The organism is Bradyrhizobium sp. CSS354, assembly GCF_029051725.1.
GTDB lineage: Bacteria > Pseudomonadota > Alphaproteobacteria > Rhizobiales > Xanthobacteraceae > Bradyrhizobium.
This window is the reverse complement of sequence record NZ_JAACFU010000003.1, coordinates 197,150-214,127: the sequence shown is the minus strand read 5'-3', so window position 1 is coordinate 214,127 and position 16,978 is coordinate 197,150. Positions and strand designations below refer to the sequence as shown.

Annotated in this window: 16 protein-coding genes; 6 read left to right on the top strand and 10 right to left on the bottom strand. The window is 64.5% G+C overall.

What is annotated here, in order from left to right; genetic code table 11:
* Positions 1 to 6 precede the first annotated feature (6 nt).
* Entirely contained in the window at positions 7 to 381 is a 375-nt protein-coding gene (locus tag GWG67_RS08040) for a nuclear transport factor 2 family protein (protein WP_007598116.1), read from the bottom strand.
* 94 nt (positions 382 to 475) lie between these two features.
* On the opposite strand from GWG67_RS08040, the gene GWG67_RS08035 reads away from it, so the two are divergent.
* Together GWG67_RS08035 and GWG67_RS08030 are read left to right on the top strand one after the other, a co-directional pair.
* Positions 476 to 904 (top strand): GFA family protein, encoded by a 429-nt coding sequence (locus GWG67_RS08035; protein ID WP_275168588.1) that lies wholly within the window; start codon positions 476 to 478, stop codon positions 902 to 904.
* A 183-nt stretch (positions 905 to 1,087) separates the two neighbouring features.
* Complete coding sequence (locus tag GWG67_RS08030) at positions 1,088 to 2,926, top strand: caspase family protein (RefSeq protein WP_275168587.1); 1,839 nt, start codon at positions 1,088 to 1,090, stop codon at positions 2,924 to 2,926.
* A 16-nt stretch (positions 2,927 to 2,942) separates the two neighbouring features.
* Here the strand turns inward: GWG67_RS08030 and GWG67_RS08025 are convergent, their stop codons facing one another.
* Complete coding sequence (locus tag GWG67_RS08025) at positions 2,943 to 3,632, bottom strand: DUF1345 domain-containing protein (protein WP_275168585.1); 690 nt, start codon at positions 3,630 to 3,632, stop codon at positions 2,943 to 2,945.
* 7 nt (positions 3,633 to 3,639) lie between these two features.
* Complete coding sequence (locus GWG67_RS08020; protein WP_027514555.1) at positions 3,640 to 4,563, bottom strand: polyprenyl synthetase family protein; 924 nt, start codon at positions 4,561 to 4,563, stop codon at positions 3,640 to 3,642.
* A 160-nt stretch (positions 4,564 to 4,723) separates the two neighbouring features.
* Here GWG67_RS08020 and mtgA point away from each other — a divergent pair, with 160 nt between their 5' ends.
* The 3 genes from mtgA (at position 4,724) to GWG67_RS08005 (ending at position 6,526) form a co-directional block, all read left to right on the top strand.
* The gene (mtgA, locus tag GWG67_RS08015; RefSeq protein WP_275168583.1) at positions 4,724 to 5,398 is read left to right on the top strand and encodes a monofunctional biosynthetic peptidoglycan transglycosylase; all 675 of its coding nucleotides are present in this window, start codon (positions 4,724 to 4,726) and stop codon (positions 5,396 to 5,398) included.
* A gap of 169 nt (positions 5,399 to 5,567) precedes the next feature.
* Entirely contained in the window at positions 5,568 to 5,750 is a 183-nt protein-coding gene (rpmF, locus tag GWG67_RS08010) for a 50S ribosomal protein L32 (protein ID WP_275168581.1), read from the top strand.
* Positions 5,751 to 5,893: 143 nt separating this feature from the next.
* Positions 5,894 to 6,526, top strand: coding sequence for a hypothetical protein (locus GWG67_RS08005; protein ID WP_275168579.1), 633 nt, complete (start codon positions 5,894 to 5,896; stop codon positions 6,524 to 6,526).
* A gap of 6 nt (positions 6,527 to 6,532) precedes the next feature.
* On the opposite strand, the gene GWG67_RS08000 is transcribed toward GWG67_RS08005, so the two are convergent.
* Positions 6,533 to 6,793: a hypothetical protein gene (locus GWG67_RS08000; protein ID WP_275168578.1), complete on the bottom strand. Its 261-nt coding sequence runs from the start codon at positions 6,791 to 6,793 to the stop codon at positions 6,533 to 6,535.
* 219 nt (positions 6,794 to 7,012) lie between these two features.
* Between GWG67_RS08000 and GWG67_RS07995 the strand changes: the two genes are divergently transcribed.
* Entirely contained in the window at positions 7,013 to 8,710 is a 1,698-nt protein-coding gene (locus GWG67_RS07995; protein ID WP_275168576.1) for a GGDEF domain-containing phosphodiesterase, read from the top strand.
* 17 nt (positions 8,711 to 8,727) lie between these two features.
* On the opposite strand, the gene GWG67_RS07990 is transcribed toward GWG67_RS07995, so the two are convergent.
* The 6 genes from GWG67_RS07990 to GWG67_RS07965 all read right to left on the bottom strand — a co-directional run bounded on the left by GWG67_RS07990 (position 8,728) and on the right by GWG67_RS07965 (position 16,944).
* Complete coding sequence (locus GWG67_RS07990; protein WP_275168573.1) at positions 8,728 to 10,236, bottom strand: tripartite tricarboxylate transporter permease; 1,509 nt, start codon at positions 10,234 to 10,236, stop codon at positions 8,728 to 8,730.
* Between the two features lie 4 nt (positions 10,237 to 10,240).
* Entirely contained in the window at positions 10,241 to 10,726 is a 486-nt protein-coding gene (locus tag GWG67_RS07985; RefSeq protein WP_275168571.1) for a tripartite tricarboxylate transporter TctB family protein, read from the bottom strand.
* An 82-nt stretch (positions 10,727 to 10,808) separates the two neighbouring features.
* The gene (locus GWG67_RS07980; protein ID WP_275168570.1) at positions 10,809 to 11,783 is read right to left on the bottom strand and encodes a tripartite tricarboxylate transporter substrate binding protein; all 975 of its coding nucleotides are present in this window, start codon (positions 11,781 to 11,783) and stop codon (positions 10,809 to 10,811) included.
* A 192-nt stretch (positions 11,784 to 11,975) separates the two neighbouring features.
* Positions 11,976 to 14,843 carry a PAS-domain containing protein gene (locus GWG67_RS07975; RefSeq protein ID WP_275168569.1) on the bottom strand — a complete coding sequence of 956 codons (2,868 nt, stop codon included), beginning with the start codon at positions 14,841 to 14,843 and terminating at the stop codon, positions 11,976 to 11,978.
* 207 nt (positions 14,844 to 15,050) lie between these two features.
* A complete protein-coding gene (locus GWG67_RS07970; protein WP_275168567.1) occupies positions 15,051 to 15,926 on the bottom strand; it encodes an acyl-CoA acyltransferase in 876 nt (291 codons plus the stop codon).
* Positions 15,927 to 15,963: 37 nt separating this feature from the next.
* A complete protein-coding gene (locus GWG67_RS07965) occupies positions 15,964 to 16,944 on the bottom strand; it encodes an amino acid--[acyl-carrier-protein] ligase (protein ID WP_275168565.1) in 981 nt (326 codons plus the stop codon).
* Between the last annotated feature and the right edge of the window lie 34 nt (positions 16,945 to 16,978).

The following is a 16,978-nucleotide window of genomic DNA, read 5'->3' as shown; positions in this document are numbered from 1 at the left end:
CCCCCCTCACTCCCGCAGGTCGTACCGATAAGACTTCGACACGATCTGCCAGCCATCGGCGAGCTTCATCGCCACGAGATAGTCGGTGAAAAAACGCGGCGGCAGTTGGCACCGGACCTTGATGAAGGCGGTCTTGTCGTCGGAACGGTCGATGGTGACGATGAAATCCTCGCGCGGCTTGCCTTCGGCCTTGCCGGAGGGACGCTTGCGCACGCGGTCGAGCCAGTCCGGCACGGTCAGCACCTGCAGTTCACCCTTCTCGACCCAGCGCAAATCGGCGGAGGGGTGGAAGATGGCGCCGAGTTTTTCGGCATCGCCCTCGTAAAGTCCGTCGAAATAGGATTGCACGACGGCTTCGACGCTCGAACGGTTCTGGCTCATGGGTCATCCCTTTGAATGATGGCTTAGGGTGAACTTAGTCGTACACGTCAAAATGCGCTATGGGAGGGCGTGCCATTTGCGCAAGGACACTGTGATGACCGGATCAGAGAATACGAACGCTTCCTTCCTGATCGGCGAATGCTACTGCCGCGCCGTGCGCTACGAGGTGGCGGACGCGTTCTCCTATGCGATGAATTGCCACTGCTCGAACTGCCGCCGCACCACCGGCGCCGCCTTCAAGCCGTTCGCCGGCATCGAGCAGAGCAAGCTCCGCATCCTCAGCGGCGAGGACCAGCGCACCATCTACGGTGACGACACCACCCATGACGCCCACTGCGCCCGCTGTGGCTCGCTGCTTTATTCCCGGGTGCGCGACGGAAAATGGGTCCATATCGCCATGGGAACCCTGGTCGATGCCCCCTCGATCCGACCGAGCGCCCACATTTTCGTGGGCTCGAAGGCGCCCTGGCACGAGATTACGGACCATCTGCCTCAATATCGGAGCCACATCGGGGATGCCTGAGGGAACCTGCTGTGGGACTGTTTCTCGGCGAACCGCGCCCGGACTGGCGCGACAAACAAAAGGGGCCTTTCGGCCTGCCGCCGGCGCCAGCTTCGTGACCTCCGTCACAAGCGCCCGCGGCGGACCCTGCTAATAAAGCCGTCTCAAAGGGGCTTGAAATGCCCTGAACCCGGAAGTCGTGTCATGCGCAAGTTGCTCAGACTTTGCCCCCTTCTCCTTGCGGTCGCGCTGCTATTCGGCGCCGGGCCCGCTTTCGCCGGGAAGCGCGTCGCGCTGGTGATCGCCAACTCCGCCTACCAGCACGCGCCGTCGCTTACGAATCCCGTCAATGACGGTTCGGTGATGGCCAGGACGCTGAAGGAGGCCGGGTTCGACATCGTCGATTCCCGGCACGACCTGACGGCGCAGGAAACCCGGCGTGTGCTGCGCGAATTCGCCGACGGGACCCGCGATGCCGATATCGCCGTGGTCTACTATGCCGGCCACGGCATCGAGGTCGAAGGCTCGAACTATCTGATCCCTGTCGACGCCAAGCTGGAGCGTGACACCGACGTTTTTGACGAGGCGCTCTCCCTCGACCGCGTCCTGGTCGCGGTCGAACCGGCCAAGCAGCTTCGCCTAGTGATTCTGGATGCCTGCCGGGACAATCCGTTCGGCAAGACCATGAAGCGCACGGTTGCCTCGCGCGGTATCGGCCGCGGTCTCGCCCAGGTCGAGCCGACCAGCTCCAACACGCTGATCGCCTATTCGGCCAAGGCCGGCTTCACCGCGCAGGATGGCGATGGTGCGAATAGCCCCTTTACCGTGGCGCTGTCGAAGCATCTGACGACGCCCGGCCTCGACGTCCGCCGCGCCTTCGGCTTCGTGCGCGACGACGTGCTCAAGTCGACGGGTAACAAGCAGGAGCCGTTCGTCTATGGCTCGCTCGGCGGCGAAGACGTGCCGCTGGTGCCGGTGAAGGTGACCGCCGCAGCTGCCGCGGCCACGGCGAATCCTCAGGCCGACATCCGCCGCGATTACGAGCTCGCGCTCCAGGTCGGCAACAGGCCGGCATGGGAGGCGTTCCTGGCCCAGCATTCCGACGGCTTCTATGCGAGCCTCGCCAAACTTCAGCTCGAAAAAATCGGCGCCGAGCAGGCTCATGCGGCGGCCACCGAGAAGGCCAAACAGGCCGAGGCCGAGCGCGATCGTCTTGCCGCACTTGGCGCGCAGAAGGATACGCAGGCCAAGGCAGCCGCCGATGCGAAGGCCGCCGAGCAGGTACAGCTTGCGGCGCAAAAGGCCAAGGAGCAGGCGCAGCAGCAGGCGGCCGCAGCCGAGCAGCAGCGCGTCAATCTCGCCGCCGCGGCCCCGAGTGCAGCGCCCGCCAGCACGGCGAGCCCCGCCGGTACCAACGTCGCGTCGCTGACGCCGGCCACCGCTCCGGCCGATCTCAGCCGCTCGGTGCAGACCGAGCTCGGCCGCGTCGGCTGCTTCTCCGGCGCCCCCGACGGCAACTGGACCACGTCCGCGCAGCGCTCGTTGTCGCAGTTCAACCGTTACGCCGGCACCAAGCTCGACGTGAAGGTGGCGAGCACCGATGCGCTCGACACGGTCAAGTCGAAACAGTCGCGCGTCTGTCCGCTGGTTTGCGAGCACGGCTTCAAGGCCGACGGCGACAAGTGCACCAAGATCGTCTGCCGTGATGGCTTTGCGATCAACGACGACAACGAATGCGAGAAGCAGCGTGCCGCCAAGTCAGCCAAGCCTGCGACCGCCAAGCCTGCGACCGCAAAGCGTGATGATGGCGACGAGCGTCCCGCACGGCAGCGTCGTCAAGCCGGCGGTGAGGCTGCCGGAGCGGCGGGCGGCTTTGGTGGCGCTGCGGGCATCGCTGCTGCCGCTGGCACTAGCCGCCGCTCGAGTGGCGGACAGCTGTTCTGCAATAACAGCGGCTGTCGTGCGGTCAACCGCGGCTGTCATCTCGAATATCGCGGCGGCGGAGGCCCCGGCAACGATGCCAATGCCGAGGTCTGTAACTAGGATTGCGGGAGTGAGTTCAGGCCGAGATCGCGCTCGCCGCAATGTTGACCGTCAGCGCCAGCAAGGCCGTGTTGTAGATGAATGAGATGATGCCGTGCGCGGTGGCGGTGCGGCGGATGGTCTTGTCGGATATGCCGACGTCGGAGACCTGCGCAGTCATGCCGATCACGAACGAGAAGTAGACGAAGTCCCAATAATCGGCGTGGTCTTCCTTGTCGCCACTGGGAAACTCAAGGCCACCCGGCGTTGGGTGACGATAATAATCATGCGCGTAATGCAGCGCGAAAGTTGTATGCACCGCGGCCCAGGACAGCGCGATGGTGGTGATCGCGATGGTCAGCTCCGCGGCGCCGCGGTGGGCGCCGAGTTCGGCCACAATAGCGGCGATGCTGGCGAACGCGCCGGTCGCCGTCACCAGCAGGATCACGAAGCGGCCGTCGTCCTGCATCGCAGCGGCGCGGCGGATGTGCTGGTGGTCGTTGCACAGCATCATCGCATAGACCAGCACGAGATAGACCGCGATCAGCGCATCCCAGCCGAGCACAAGCCGCGTCGTCAGCCGGGGTGAGCCCGGCAAAAGCAGGCAGACGAGGATACCGACACCAAGGGAGATGAACGTCCGCGGCCGCGCATAAATCAGCCGCATCGGCCGCGACATCTTGCGAAAGCGGGCGAGGGCCGGGTCTTCCTTGCTGCCGCCCGTCATCGCACGGCTAGTTCTTGCGTTCGGCGACGAACCGCGCAGCCGCTTGCAGCACGGCGGCCCGTTCGCCGAAGATCGACACGGCGCTGTCGGCTCGCGCGAGCAGGTCGCGGACGCGCTGCTTGGCGCCTTCAATTCCGAGCTGGGTGACGAAGGTGGTCTTGCCGAGCGCCGCATCGGCGCCGGCAGGCTTGCCGAGCGCGGCGGCGTCGCCTTCGACGTCGAGCAGGTCGTCGGCGATCTGGAAGGCTTCGCCGAGCGCGCGGCCGTAATCGTCGAGCGCCTGATATTCCTTTTGCGAGGCTTGGCCGAGGATCGCGCCGGCGATGCAGCCGTAGCGCAGCAACGCACCGGTCTTCATCTGCTGAATACGGGCGACGTCGATCGGTTCGTTGCCGCCAAAGCGGCCTTCGCCGGCGAGATCGAGGATCTGGCCGCCGACCATGCCGCCGATGCCGGCGCAGCGCGCGAGCGCGCGCGTCAGCAAAAGCCTCACATTGGCGTCGCGATGGATCTCGTCGCGGGTAATGATGTCGAAGGCGAGCGTCAACAGGCCGTCGCCCGCGAGGATCGCGGTCGCGTCGTCGGTCTTCTTGTGCAGGGTCGGGCGGCCGCGGCGCAGGTCCGAATTGTCCATCGCGGGCAGATCGTCGTGGATCAGCGAATAGCAGTGGATGCATTCGAGCGCCGCACCCGCGAGCAGCGCGGCTTCGCGCGGCACGCCGAACACGGCCGCGCTCTCGACCACCAGGAACGGCCGCAGGCGCTTGCCGCCGTTGAGGCTCGAATAGCGCATTGCGTCCATCAGTCGCTTGGGCCGGGCGATCTCATCGGGCAGGATGTCGTCCGACAGCAGGCGCCCGAGCAGGGCCTCGGTGTCATCAGCGGTCTTGTCCAGACGTTTGGCGAAATCGGACGGGGACGTGCCGGTCATCAAGAAGGGCTCCAGAACTAAAATTCGGCGGGACAATCCTTTATGCGCCCGCCTCAGTCAATCGTTTGGAAGGCCTAAAAAGTGCTGGAAAACGCCCGAATTATCACAGACTTAATGCCGGGCCCGTGGCCGCGTTTCGTTCTGCGCCGGAAAGGTTGATTTGCGCGTCGTCAAAACCCTTCTCCTGGTGCTCGCGGTCGCGGTTCTCGCGCCCTACGTCATCGCGCCGTTCTACCGTGCCGGCCATCCCGTTTCGACGCTGATGGTCTGGCGCTCGCTTCGGGGTGCGCCGATGCAGCGGGAATGGATCGATCTGGCGGCGATGTCGCCCTCGCTGCCACGCTCGGTGGTGGCGGCCGAGGACGCTCATTTCTGCAAGCATCACGGCATCGACTGGGGCGCGTTGCGTGAGGCGATCGACGATGCCAAGGAGGACGGCACCCCGTTCCGGGGCGCTTCCACCATCACCCAGCAAGTGGCGAAAAACCTGTTCCTCTGGCAGGGGCGGGACTTCGTCCGCAAGGCGCTGGAATTCCCGCTGGCGCTGTGGATCGATCTCGTCCTGCCCAAGGCACGAATCCTGGAGATTTACCTCAACATCGCCGAACTGGGACCGCAGGGCCAGTTTGGGGCCGAGGCGGCCAGCGCCTATGCCTTCGGCAGGCCAGCCGCCAGTCTTTCCCCCCGGGAGGCCGCTCTTTTGGCCTCGATCCTGCCAAATCCGGTCAAGCGCAGCGCGAGGACGCCGGGACCGGGCGTCCGGCGGCTGGCCGGGACCTATGTGGCGAGAGCGCAGGCCAGCTCGCTTTCGACCTGCTGGCGGGAGAATCGCTGATTTCGGGCCCTTTTCGGGCGCATTTTCCGGCCCAGAGCCCTAGATTTAAGGCAAGCCTTCCTCTATAAGCCCGGCCTTGACCGGCATTCAGCTCGCCTCGGTTTGCGGGTGCTGAGCCGTCCCCTCGTGGACGATGCCCTGATGACACCAATCCCTAGAGGATACTGAAATGGCCGTTCCGAGAAGAAAAACCTCGCCGTCGCGCCGTGGCATGCGCCGCTCGGCTGACGCCATCAAGAAGCCGACCTATGTGGAAGACAAGGACTCCGGCGAGCTCCGTCGTCCGCATCATCTCGACCTTAAGACCGGCATGTACAAGGGCCGTCAGGTCGTGAAGAAGAAAGAGTCCTGAATTCGGGACCTTTCCCCAGGCAGGATAATTTCGCCTGCCTGATTTCGGCCAACCCATGAGATATGACAGTGACGGCGGCGGAGCTAATGCTTCGCCGCCGCATTGTCCTGTCTGGATATCTTGATCGAGAAGGCATTTCGCCGATGGTCGGTTTCCCGCTGCTCCTGATCCCGCTCGCGGTCTACAACATCATCGCCTTCCTGATGCCGAGCGTGTCCTTTACGGACGTGCTGTTCAAGGTGCCGATGATCACGGGCGAGGCCTGGCCGGTCACGCTCTCCGACGTGATGCTCGCGCTAGGCGTCGTGCTGCTGCTGCTCGAGGTGGTCAAGGGCGCGCGGCCCGGCTCGAAATTCCTGATGGATCATTTGCTGTCGCTGATCGTGTTCGGCGCGGCTGCGGCCGAATTCGTGATGTGGCCCAAATTCGGCAACTCCACCTATTTCCTTCTGGTGCTGCTCGCGATGGCGGATTTCCTCGGCGGCATCGCCCAGCGCACGCGCCGCCGCGTGGCTTATGTCGCCGAAACGGCACCAGCGCCGCGCAAGGCCAGGCGTCAGACTGAAGTGCCAGTCGATGAAGCGGTGGTCGAGCCCAAGTTCGAGCCGGTCGTTGCGCCGCCCGCATCCGCACCTTCCGCGCAGTCGGTTGCCGAATCCGTGCTGATGGATCATCCCGCGCCGAAGCCGGTCCAGAGCCCGGCCTCGCCGGAAATCCCCTCGCCGCATTTGCAGCCGGGCAACGGCACCCAGCCGTCTCCCGACGCGCCGCGCTGATTTACTTCAAGCCACCTGCCGCGTGCGCGCGGTGACGCTTGGAAGCGAGCGCTTGCTGCCATAGGCGACCTGCGCATCCTCGGAAGACACGCGGCGCAGCCGGCTCGTCTGCGGCAGGTGCTCGGCATTGGCGATGAGCTGGGCGACGAAGCTGGGATCGGGGCGCGGCAGCGGTGCCTTGTGCACCCACTGCAAAACCGGCATCAGCGGCACCACAGCCGAGCCTGTGCCGTTGTCCGCCACGTCCGCTTGATCAGTACTCAACATCGCAATCACCGTTGACCCGGCCAATTGTCGCGTTTCGAGACGCTGGCGCCGGTGCGTGTCATGTACTCGCAAGGCCTATGCCGGACGGGCCGATTTGGTTCCTGCGAGTGAGAAAACGTGGTTTCCAAATTGTTTATCAACTTTGCCTAGGGTCAATGGCGAATCTGGCTTTATCCTGTGCCGACTCAGGACTCCCCGCTGTCCCGAAACGAGGCGATTTTGACCCCCGCATTGCCGCAAGCCTCCGACATCCTGGCCGCCCTCGGCCAGGCCGTGTTCGCCTGGGACATCGCCAGCGATGCCATTGTCTGGGGTGAGCAGGTCGGCGCCATCTTTCCCGGGATTCCCGCCGAACGGCTGGCCACCGGCGCCGAATTCGCCAGGCTGATCGAGCCCGCGCAATCGCTGCGGAGCGCCGCGCTGGCCCAGACCTCAGCCGTGCATGGCGCCGACGGCACGCCCTACCGGGTTGAGTACGGCGTGCGCATGAGCGCCACGGATCCCGTGGTTTGGATCGAGGAGACCGGCCGCTGGTTCGCCGGCCCCGACGGCCGCCCGGTGCGTGCGATCGGCTCCGTCCGCATCAACAATGAACGCCATGCCCGGGACGAGGAACTGACGAAGCTCGCCCGGCTCGATCCGCTGACCGGCGAGCTCAATCGCTCGCATCTGATCGCCGCGCTGGCCGAAGCCATCGAGGAGACGACCCGTTTCCGCTCGACCGCGGCCTTCATGCTGGTCGGCATCGATCATCTCGCGCGTGTCAACGAAGCCTTCGGCTTCGACGTTGCCGACGCTGTGATCCTCGACGTCGCCACGCGCATTCGCGCGCGGTTGCGCGGCGGCGACGTGCTTGGCCGCTTCTCCGGCAACAAGTTCGGCCTGATCCTGAAGAACTGCACCGTCGACGACATGAACGTCGCTGCCGAGCGCTTCCTCGCCGGCATCCGCGACGAGGTGGTGCCGACCAAATCCGGCCCGGTGTCGGTCACCGCCTCGATCGGCGCGGTCAGCGTGCCGCGCTATGCCCGCAACACCGATGAAGCCGTCAATCGCGCCCACGAGACGCTGGACACCGCGAAACAACGCCGCGTCGGCTCGTTCGCAGCCTGGCGCCCGGATGCCGCGCGCGACGCCCAGCGCCGCGTCAACATCCGCGTCACCGACGAGATTGTCACCGCACTGAATGAGCGCCGTATCAAGCTCGCCTATGAGCCGGTGGTTGCTGCCCTCTCGCGCGAATGCGCCTTTCACGAATGCCTGGTGCGAATGGACCAGGGCGACGGTCAGGTGCTGCTCGCGCCAGACATCGTGCCGGTCGCAGAAAGGCTCGGCCTGATCCGCCTGGTCGATCACCGCGTGCTCGAGCTCGTCGTCGCCGAGCTCGCGGCCGCGCCCGGCATCTGCCTCAGCCTCAATATCTCGCCGGACACCACCATGGATCCGGATTGGTGGGCGGGAATCGAATCGCTCATGCGCGCCCATCCCGGCGTCGCCGAGCGGCTGATCGTCGAGATCACCGAAACCGTCGCGATTCAGGACATCGACGATGTGCGTGGCTTCGTCACCCGGCTGAAGAACTTCGGCAGTCGCATCGCCATCGACGATTTCGGCGCCGGCTACACTTCGTTCCGCAATCTGCGCAAGCTCGGCGTCGACATCGTGAAGATCGACGGGGCCTTCGTGCAGAACATCACTCGTTCCGCCGACGACCGCGCCTTTGTGCAAACCTTGATCGACCTCGCCCGCCGCCTCGACATCAAGACGGTGGCCGAATGGGTGCAAGACGAAGAAGCTGCCAACATGCTGCGCGACTGGGGTTGCGACTACATCCAGGGCCGCCTGATCGGGCTCGCCTCATCCGAGCGGCCGTGGGGCGCGCCGCCGCCGGACAGCGCGTTGCCCGCAGCAGGCTGAGACACCCTACCAAGCCCTCACGCCCCCTCATCCAGCGCCACGAGTTCGCGCTTCTTGCGCAACGCGGGTAATAGCGGCGCCATCAGCAGCACCAGCGCGAGCGTAAGACACGCTGCCGAGATCGGCCGCTGCACGAAAGTCCAGAGGTCGCCCTGCGAGAGGATCAGCGACTTGCGCAGATTGTTCTCCATCATCGGCCCCAGCACGAACGCCAGCACCAGCGGCGCGGGCTCGAAGCCGAGCTTGCGCATGAAATAACCGATGATGCCGAATGCGATCATCACGTAGACGTCGAACACGTTGTTGCTCGAGCAGTAGACGCCAAGGATCGTGAACAGGATGATCAATGGAAACAGGATGTTGTAGGGCAGCTTGAGCAGCTGCACCCACATGCCGATCAGCGGCAAATTGAGGATCAGCAGCATCACGTTGCCGATATACATGCTGGCGACGATGCCCCAGAACAGGCCGGGGTTTTGCGTGATCAGCAGCGGCCCCGGTTGCAGGCCGTGGATGACGAAGGCGCCGAGCAGCAGCGCCATCACCACGTTCGGGGGAATGCCCAGGGTCATCAGCGGAATGAACGCGCCGCCGGCCGCCGCGTTGTTGGCGGATTCGGGACCCGCTACGCCCTCGATTGCGCCATGGCCGAAGTGCTCGGGCGTTTTCGACAGCCGCTTCTCCAGCGCATAGGACGCGAACGAGGCCACCACCGCGCCGCCGCCCGGGAGAATGCCGAGCAGGAAACCGAGCAACGTGCCACGCGCCACCGGGCCAGCGCTCGCTTGCCAATCGGCCTTGTTGGGCAACAACTGCGTGATCTTGGCGTTCATGATGTCGCGCTTAATCGCCTGCTCGGTATTGAGCAGCACCTCGGCGACGCCGAACAGGCCCATCACCACGGGCACGAGTCCGATACCGTCGATCAGCTCCATGCGGCCGAACGTCAGCCGCGGCTGCGCCGTGATGCTGTCGAGGCCGATCAGTCCGAGCACGACGCCGATACATGCCATCAGGAGCGCCTTCGGCATCGATCCCTGAGTGAGGAAGGTGAGCACGATGAGGCCGAGCACCATCAGGCTGAAATATTCGGCAGGGCCGAACGCGATGGCGATGTTGGCGAGCCGCGGCGCCACCAGCATCAGCGCAACGAGCGAAAATGTGCCGGCGATGAATGAGCCGAAGGCCGAGATGCCCAGCGCAGGGCCCGCGCGGCCCTGCTTCGCCATCTGGTGTCCGTCGATGCACGTGACAACCGAAGCAGCTTCGCCGGGGATGTTGACCAGGATCGAGGTTGTCGAGCCGCCATACATCGAGCCGTAATAGATCCCCGCCATCATGATGATGCCGGATTCCGGCGTTCCCGACAGTGTCACCGGAAGCAACAACGACATCGCCGAGATCGGCCCAATGCCTGGCAGCACGCCGACCAGCGTACCGATGAAGACGCCGATGAAGCAGTAGAGCAGGTTGATCGGCAGCAGCGCGACGCCGAACCCATGCGCGACGTTGACAAGCGTATCCATGCGATCAACCGATCCCGAACAGGCCCGAGGGTAGCTGGATCAGCAGCAGCCGCTTGAGTACCCACCACATGCCGAGCGGCACCAGCGCGGCGATTGGGATCGCCAGCGTCCAGCGCACGGGATCGATCAAGCGCAACAAAAGCAGCATGAGCGGGATCGACGACAGCAGGAATCCCAGCGGCTCGAGAGCAAAGGAGAACGCGGTGAGGCAGACGATGACGAGAAGCGGCTTGCTCCAGCTCACATTGTCCCAGCGCGAGGCCAGCGTCGGGCCGCCCTCCGCAATAGCCGAGATGATAATGCTGACCGCGAACACGCACATCAGGATGCCCGTGTAGAACAGCACGTAGCCGGAGCCGGGGTCATTGATGGTGCCGAGCTTGAGCTTCACGCCCTGCCAGATCACGAAGCCGCCCAGCGCGAGCCCGATCAAGCCGCCCCAGATTTCGGAGTTGTTGAGACGGAGTTTGACGGAGGTTTGGTCGTTCATCGATACCCTCTCGGCCGTGCTCCGGATGCTACGCAGCGCGAAGCGGCGCGCTGCAGATCCGGGACACGGAAGTGGCTCAATCCTACTTCTTCGCAAGCCCGAGCGTGTCGATCACCTTGCGCTCTGACTCCGTGACCTCAAGGACGAACTTCTTGTAGTCCTCGGTATTCTTGTAGCTCGGCACCATGTCGTATTTGGCGAGCGTGGCGATTACCGCGGGGTCCTCGACCGCCTTCTTGAAGGCATCGTGCAGCTTGGCGACGATCTTGGGATCCATGCCCTTGGGCCCTCCGATGCCGAACGGGGAATCATAGACCATGGGATAGCCGAGTTCCTTCAGCGTCGGCACGTCAGGATAGTTCGGTGATCGCGCGCCGGTCCACACCATGAGAAGCTTCAGCTTGCCGGCGTCGACCAAGGGCCGCCAACCGGTGGAGTCGGCCTGCAGCATGGTGTGCTGGCCGAGTACCGCGGCGTTGGTCTCCGCCCCGCCCTTGAACGGCACCTGTGTGAGCTTGATGCCGGACATCGCGGCGATCTGCTCCATGCCGATATGAAGCGAGGTGCCGGTACCCGGCGTCGCGTAGGTCACCTTGCCCGGATTTGCCTTTGCGAACTCGACCACGTCCTTCCAGGACTTGAACTGCGACTCCGCGCTGGTGGTTACGCCGAACGTATAGCCGGTGAGGTGAACGATATAGGTGAAGTCCTTCGCCGGATCCCACGACACCTCCTGCATCAGGGGCAGGCGGAAAACGGTGATCGGAAGCTGTGAAATGGTGTAGCCGTCCGGCCTCGCGGCCGCGGCCATGGTGGCAGGTCCAACCGTGCCGCCGCCGCCGGCCTTGTTGTCGATCACGATCGGTTGCCCCAGGACCTTGGAGGCGCTGTCGGCGATCGCGCGCATCGAGATGTCGGTCGATCCGCCGGCCGGCCATGGCACGATCAGCGTGACCGGTTTGGTGGGATAGTCCTGCGCACCGGCGGCAGTCGAGAGCAACGCGCCCACGACATGCATGGTGGCAAAGGCGATTGTCTTCAGCCTGTATCGCGACATCGAACTCCTCCCAAGCAGTGGCCACGTTCGGGCCGCCGTTTCTCATTGTTATGACGGGATTGTCCCCGAAATCATGGGAGATGAAAAGCGCATTGCGAGGGCGCGATACGGTGATCCCGCCGAAAAGCGCACGTGCGACAATTGGTCGTTTGGAGGCGTGCCGAGATACGGAATTTGCCTTCGGCTGAGCCCTTACGCGACGCGGCGGACTGCGCTCAGCGTCTCGATCATGCGTCCGACCTCCGCGGCCGGGGAGGGCTTGCCGAAATAATATCCCTGCACGGCGGTGCAGCCGCATTCGCGGACGAAGTCGAGCTGTTCGATCGTCTCCACGCCTTCTGCCGTGGTCTCGACGCCGAGCACCGAGCCGAGGCTGGCGATGGTGCGGACGATCGCCACACTCTCCGGGCTTTCGCCGAGCGTGCCGACAAAGGAGCGGTCGATCTTGATACGGTCGAACGGAAACTTGCGCAAATAGCTCAGAGAAGAATAGCCGACGCCGAAATCGTCGAGGCTGACGCGCACCCCTAACGCGCGCAGCTGGTGCAGGATCCCGATCGTCGCCTCGCTGTCGTCGAGTAGCGCCGTCTCCGTGACCTCGAGCTCGAGCCGATGCGGTGGCAAGCCGGCCTCCGCAAGCGCGCTCGTGACCATTGTCACCAGCCCGCGCGAGCGGAACTGCACCGGCGACAAATTCACCGCGATGGTGAGATCGGGCCAGGTCGCGGCGGTCGCGCAGGCCGTGCGCAGGACCCACTCTCCGATCGGAACGATCAGCCCGTTCTCTTCCGCGATGGGAATGAATTCGGCCGGCGAGACGAGGCCACGCGTGGGATGTTTCCAGCGCAGCAACGCCTCGAAGCCGGTAAGTTCGGTGGTGTCGAGCCGCACCTGCGGCTGGAACGCCAGGTGGAATTCACGGGCCTCGAGTGCGCCGCGCAGATCGCGCTCCAGCGCGTGCCGGCTGCGAGCCTCTTCTTCCATTTGGGGCTCGAACAGCCGATAAGCGCCGCGCCCCTTCGCCTTGGCCTGGTACAGCGCAAGGTCGGCGCATTTCATCAGCTCGTCGGCATCGAGCCCGTGATCGGGCGCGATTGCGATGCCGACGGAGACGCCGACATGGATCGACTGGTTCTCCAGCGGCGGCGGGTGACCGATGATCTCCACCAGGCGGCGTGCGAGCCTTTCCGCCGATTGCGGCTGCGGTCCGCGCTGGAGAACCGCGAATTCGTCGCCACCGAGCCGCGCGACGGTGTCGTGCTCGCCGACATTCTCCTTCAGCCGCGCCGCGACCCAGCGCAACAGCCGGTCGCCGGCCGCGTGGCCGAGGCGGTCGTTGACGGTCTTGAAATTGTCGAGGTCGAAGCACAGCACGGCCATCGCGCCGCCGGCGATCGCGACCTGGTTCAGCCCCTCGCCCATCTTCTCGCGGAACAGTGTGCGGTTGGGCAGGTCGGTGAGCGAATCGTGCCGCGCCATGTGCGCCACGCGGGCCTGGGCCTTGTGACGCTCGGTGACGTCCTCATAGGTGACGACCCAGCCGCCATGCTCCATTCGCTTGTGATTGAGCTTGATGATGCGGCCGTCGCCCAAATAGCGGTGCAGCGTGTGCTCACCCTCGCGCAGCCTCTCGACATAGTCGGCATAAAGCTGCGCGGCGGTGGTGTTTGGATGGATGCCGAGCTCGCAGCTGTGCTCCATGATCTCGCGCATCGACACGCCCGGCTTCACCAATTCGGGCGACAGTCCGTACATCTCGATATAGCGCCGATTGCAGACGATGACGCGCAAGCTCGAATCGAGCATGCACAGACCCTGGCTCATGTTGTTCAGGGCCGCGTCGAAGCGCCGATACTGCTCGCTCAACTCCTCGACTGCGTGCTCGCGCTCGGTGATGTCCTCGTAGGTGGCCACAAAACCACCCTCGGCCAGGGCGCAATAGCGAACCGAGATCGTGGTGTCGTTCGACATCCGCCGGCGTATCGGCGAGGTGTTGCGGTCGGCAATCCTTGCACTGGCGGCTTCCAGGAGTTGTTGCGGACTGTACTCGGACGAGAACGCGCCGTTTGCCATCGAGCGTTCGATCAGTTCGCCGAGGTGCGTGCCCGGCTTGGCTTCCTCCGGCGAGAGCCGATAGATCTTCCGGTAGGTGGTGTTGCAGACGCGCAGGCGCATGTCGCTGTCGTAGAAGGCGAGCCCGTGCGCCATGTTCTCCAGCGCCGCATCGAGCATGAAGTTCTGCTGCCGCAGCATCTCCTCGTATTGCAGCCGCTCGGTGACGTCTTCGTGCACGGTCACCCAGCCGCCGTCGGGCAGGAAACGGGAGATCGCCTGCACCATCCGTCCGTCATAGCGCATCACCAGCAGGGTTTTCGCCGTCCTGGTGCGCACGTCCTCCAGTCTGGTGCCGTGGAATTCTTCGCCCGGCATGCCCGGCAGGTTGCCGCGCAACATCCAATGTTCGATCACCGTGCAATGCGAGATGCCCGGCTTCACGATGTCAGGGTCGAGATTGTAGAGGTTCAGGAAGCGATCGTTGCAGACGACGACGCGGCTGTCGGCGTCGTACATGATCAATCCGTGCGACATGTTGGCGAGCGCGTGCTGGCTGCGCTCGGTCTGCACGCGCAGTTCCGCCTCGACCCGGGCGAGGCGGCTGACGTCGTCGCAGATCGTCATCCAGCCGCCGCCGGGGAGCGGCTTTAACTCGAGCGCCATGACGAGGCCGCTCGCGAGCGTCTGTTGAGTCCGGAACGGCTGGCCGGCGGCGATCCGCGCCATGCGCGCGGCATAGAGTACGTCGACTTCTTCCGCGGGGATGTTGCCGAGGGCCACGCTGTGGGCGAGCACGTCACGGTAGCTCGTGCCGACCCGCACTTTCTCGGCCGACATGTTGAACAGGCTGAGATAGCGCTGATTGACCAGCACGATCCGGTTGCCGGCGTCGTAGACGCAGACGCCTTGCTCCATGTGGTCGAGCGCAAGCTGGCTCAGCCCGACCAGGGCCTTCGGGCCGTGATCGCGGCGTGCATCAAGCTCGTTGTCGCGGATCGATGTCATGGGGCGGCGGGGTCTCGGCGGGCAATAGACCTAACGCAAGGTAATTCAGTCGCCGAGGCTAACGAAGAGGCGGGAAAATTCCCTTAAGCGCCGTAGTTTACGGAGGGTGACCAGGAGATGCAGGAATGCGTCGAATGCAGAGGGGAGTGCAAGGCGGCCTGCGTAATTGCGCGCTGGGCCCGCATGACATCTGGTTCAAAACACGAACTACGGCCCATACAGCACGAGTTCCGTATCCGTGAGGTCGGCGAGCTGCGGCCGGTGCGGGCCCTTGAAATATTTGCGGCCGCGACGCTCGGTGTAGATGCCGACGAGGCCGGGAACCGGGCCGTTGGAATCGACGGCGACCGCGATCTTGCCGAGCCGCAGCAGCAGCCGGCCGATGCGGCCCGCGCATTCGGTGTATTCGGCCGCGTTGCGGCAGTAGATCAGCTTCATCGCGGGCGGCGCAATGATGCCACGCCGGATGCGCACCGGTTGCAGGATGAAGGGGAACGTTCCATTTGGCGTGCGGCAGACGAGGCTGAGGCAATTGTAGCGCGCATGCCGCGTCAAGAGATCAGTCTCGGCATCGGAAAGCCCGTCGATCGTTTTGGCGTGCTGCGAGATGACCTCGATCTTGCTCCAGCGCGGGACCCGCGCCAGAGCAGGCACCGAGAAGAATATCCCCCTGCAATAGGCGCGAAAGCCCTGCGTCTCGATAATCGGCCAGGTCCACGGCGCCGGGCTGATGTTGAGATAGGTGACGTCCTTGTGCCGCTGCGCGATCTTGGTCAGGAGCGGGGCGTAGTTCCTGTAGGCCGGATCGACGTACCAGCTCGACAAATTGCACTGGATGGCGGTCTCATCGCCGTCCCTCCGCGCCGTGTAGATCAGCAGCAGCACGCCGACCGGCGTACCATCATTGTCGAGCATGTAGCCGAAGCGCGGGAAGCCGTCCGGTACCGGCCGGAAGGCTTGCCGGCGCAGTCCCTGAATCCAGTAGCCGCGCGAGCGGCCGACGAAGCCGCGCGTCAGCAAGTCCGCGACCGCATCGACGTCGGACTCGGTGATCTCGCGGCATCGGACCTTGGTATGGATCACGCTCGTCTTTCCCGTGGAAATGACCGGCCTCGTTCCGTTAGCGCCAGCCTTCGCCGTGGGCATCGGCCGCGATCTGCGGCTGCAGGCCCATGATCTCCCGCACCTTGGCGGGCCAAGCGGAAGGGTCGGTGCCGTGGGTGTGGAACATGGCGACGGCCAGGCGGTCCATGCCGAAGGCGACGCAGCCGGTATGGGCCGGCTCGCCATTGGCGTCCTGGATGTCCCAGGTCGTGCCGAAATGCTCGCGGTGATAATTGAAGCTCATGCAGGCGGTCGGCTGCTCTTCCGAGCGCAGCGGGATCAGCAGTTCGAACTTGAGCTGCTGCTGCTTCTGGCTCACGGCCTTCATCTGACCGACGCGGCCGAAGAACGGATCGCTGGCATAGTCGACGCGGAAGCTGAGACCGAGATCGGTCGCAATCGCTTGCGCGCGCACCATCCAGCGCTCGCGGAAATCAGCGACGTCATCGGGGCTGCCGATGCAGACATATTCCCGCATCCGGAACGATTGCAGCCGGTCGAGATGTTTTGACGGTTCACGGCGGAAGCAGTCGGCGGCGACGTCGAAACGCAGGCCACCCTTCGGCAACTGGCCGCGGCTCGCCGCGATCGGATAGACGGGGTAGCAGGCCGCCGGCGACAGCACGAGGTCTGCCGGCGAGAGCGAGCTGGTCCAGTCGCCGCCGGCATCAAAGCGGCTGACCGCGGCGTTGATCTCGCGCTCGGTGCCGTGCAGGCCGCAGACGCAGCCGAGCAGGTTCGGAAAGCTCTTGAGGTAGCCGGACTTCTCGAGCTGTGAACGGCTCATCACCGGTGGGAATCGCATCACCTCGGTGCCGGCTTCACGATGGCTCGTGATCAGTGCGGCGAGCCGCTCGACGATGCCCTCGTAAAGCGCGGTGCGGGCGTAGACGCCGTCCGAGCCCATGGGGTGGAACAGCTTGTCGGCGAGATGATCGAGCGGGTCCGCGATTTGCGGGGCGATCTCGGGCGAATTGGGGAGGACGGCAATGTTCATGGTTCGATGTCCTGCTATCTCAAAATTGTTCTTG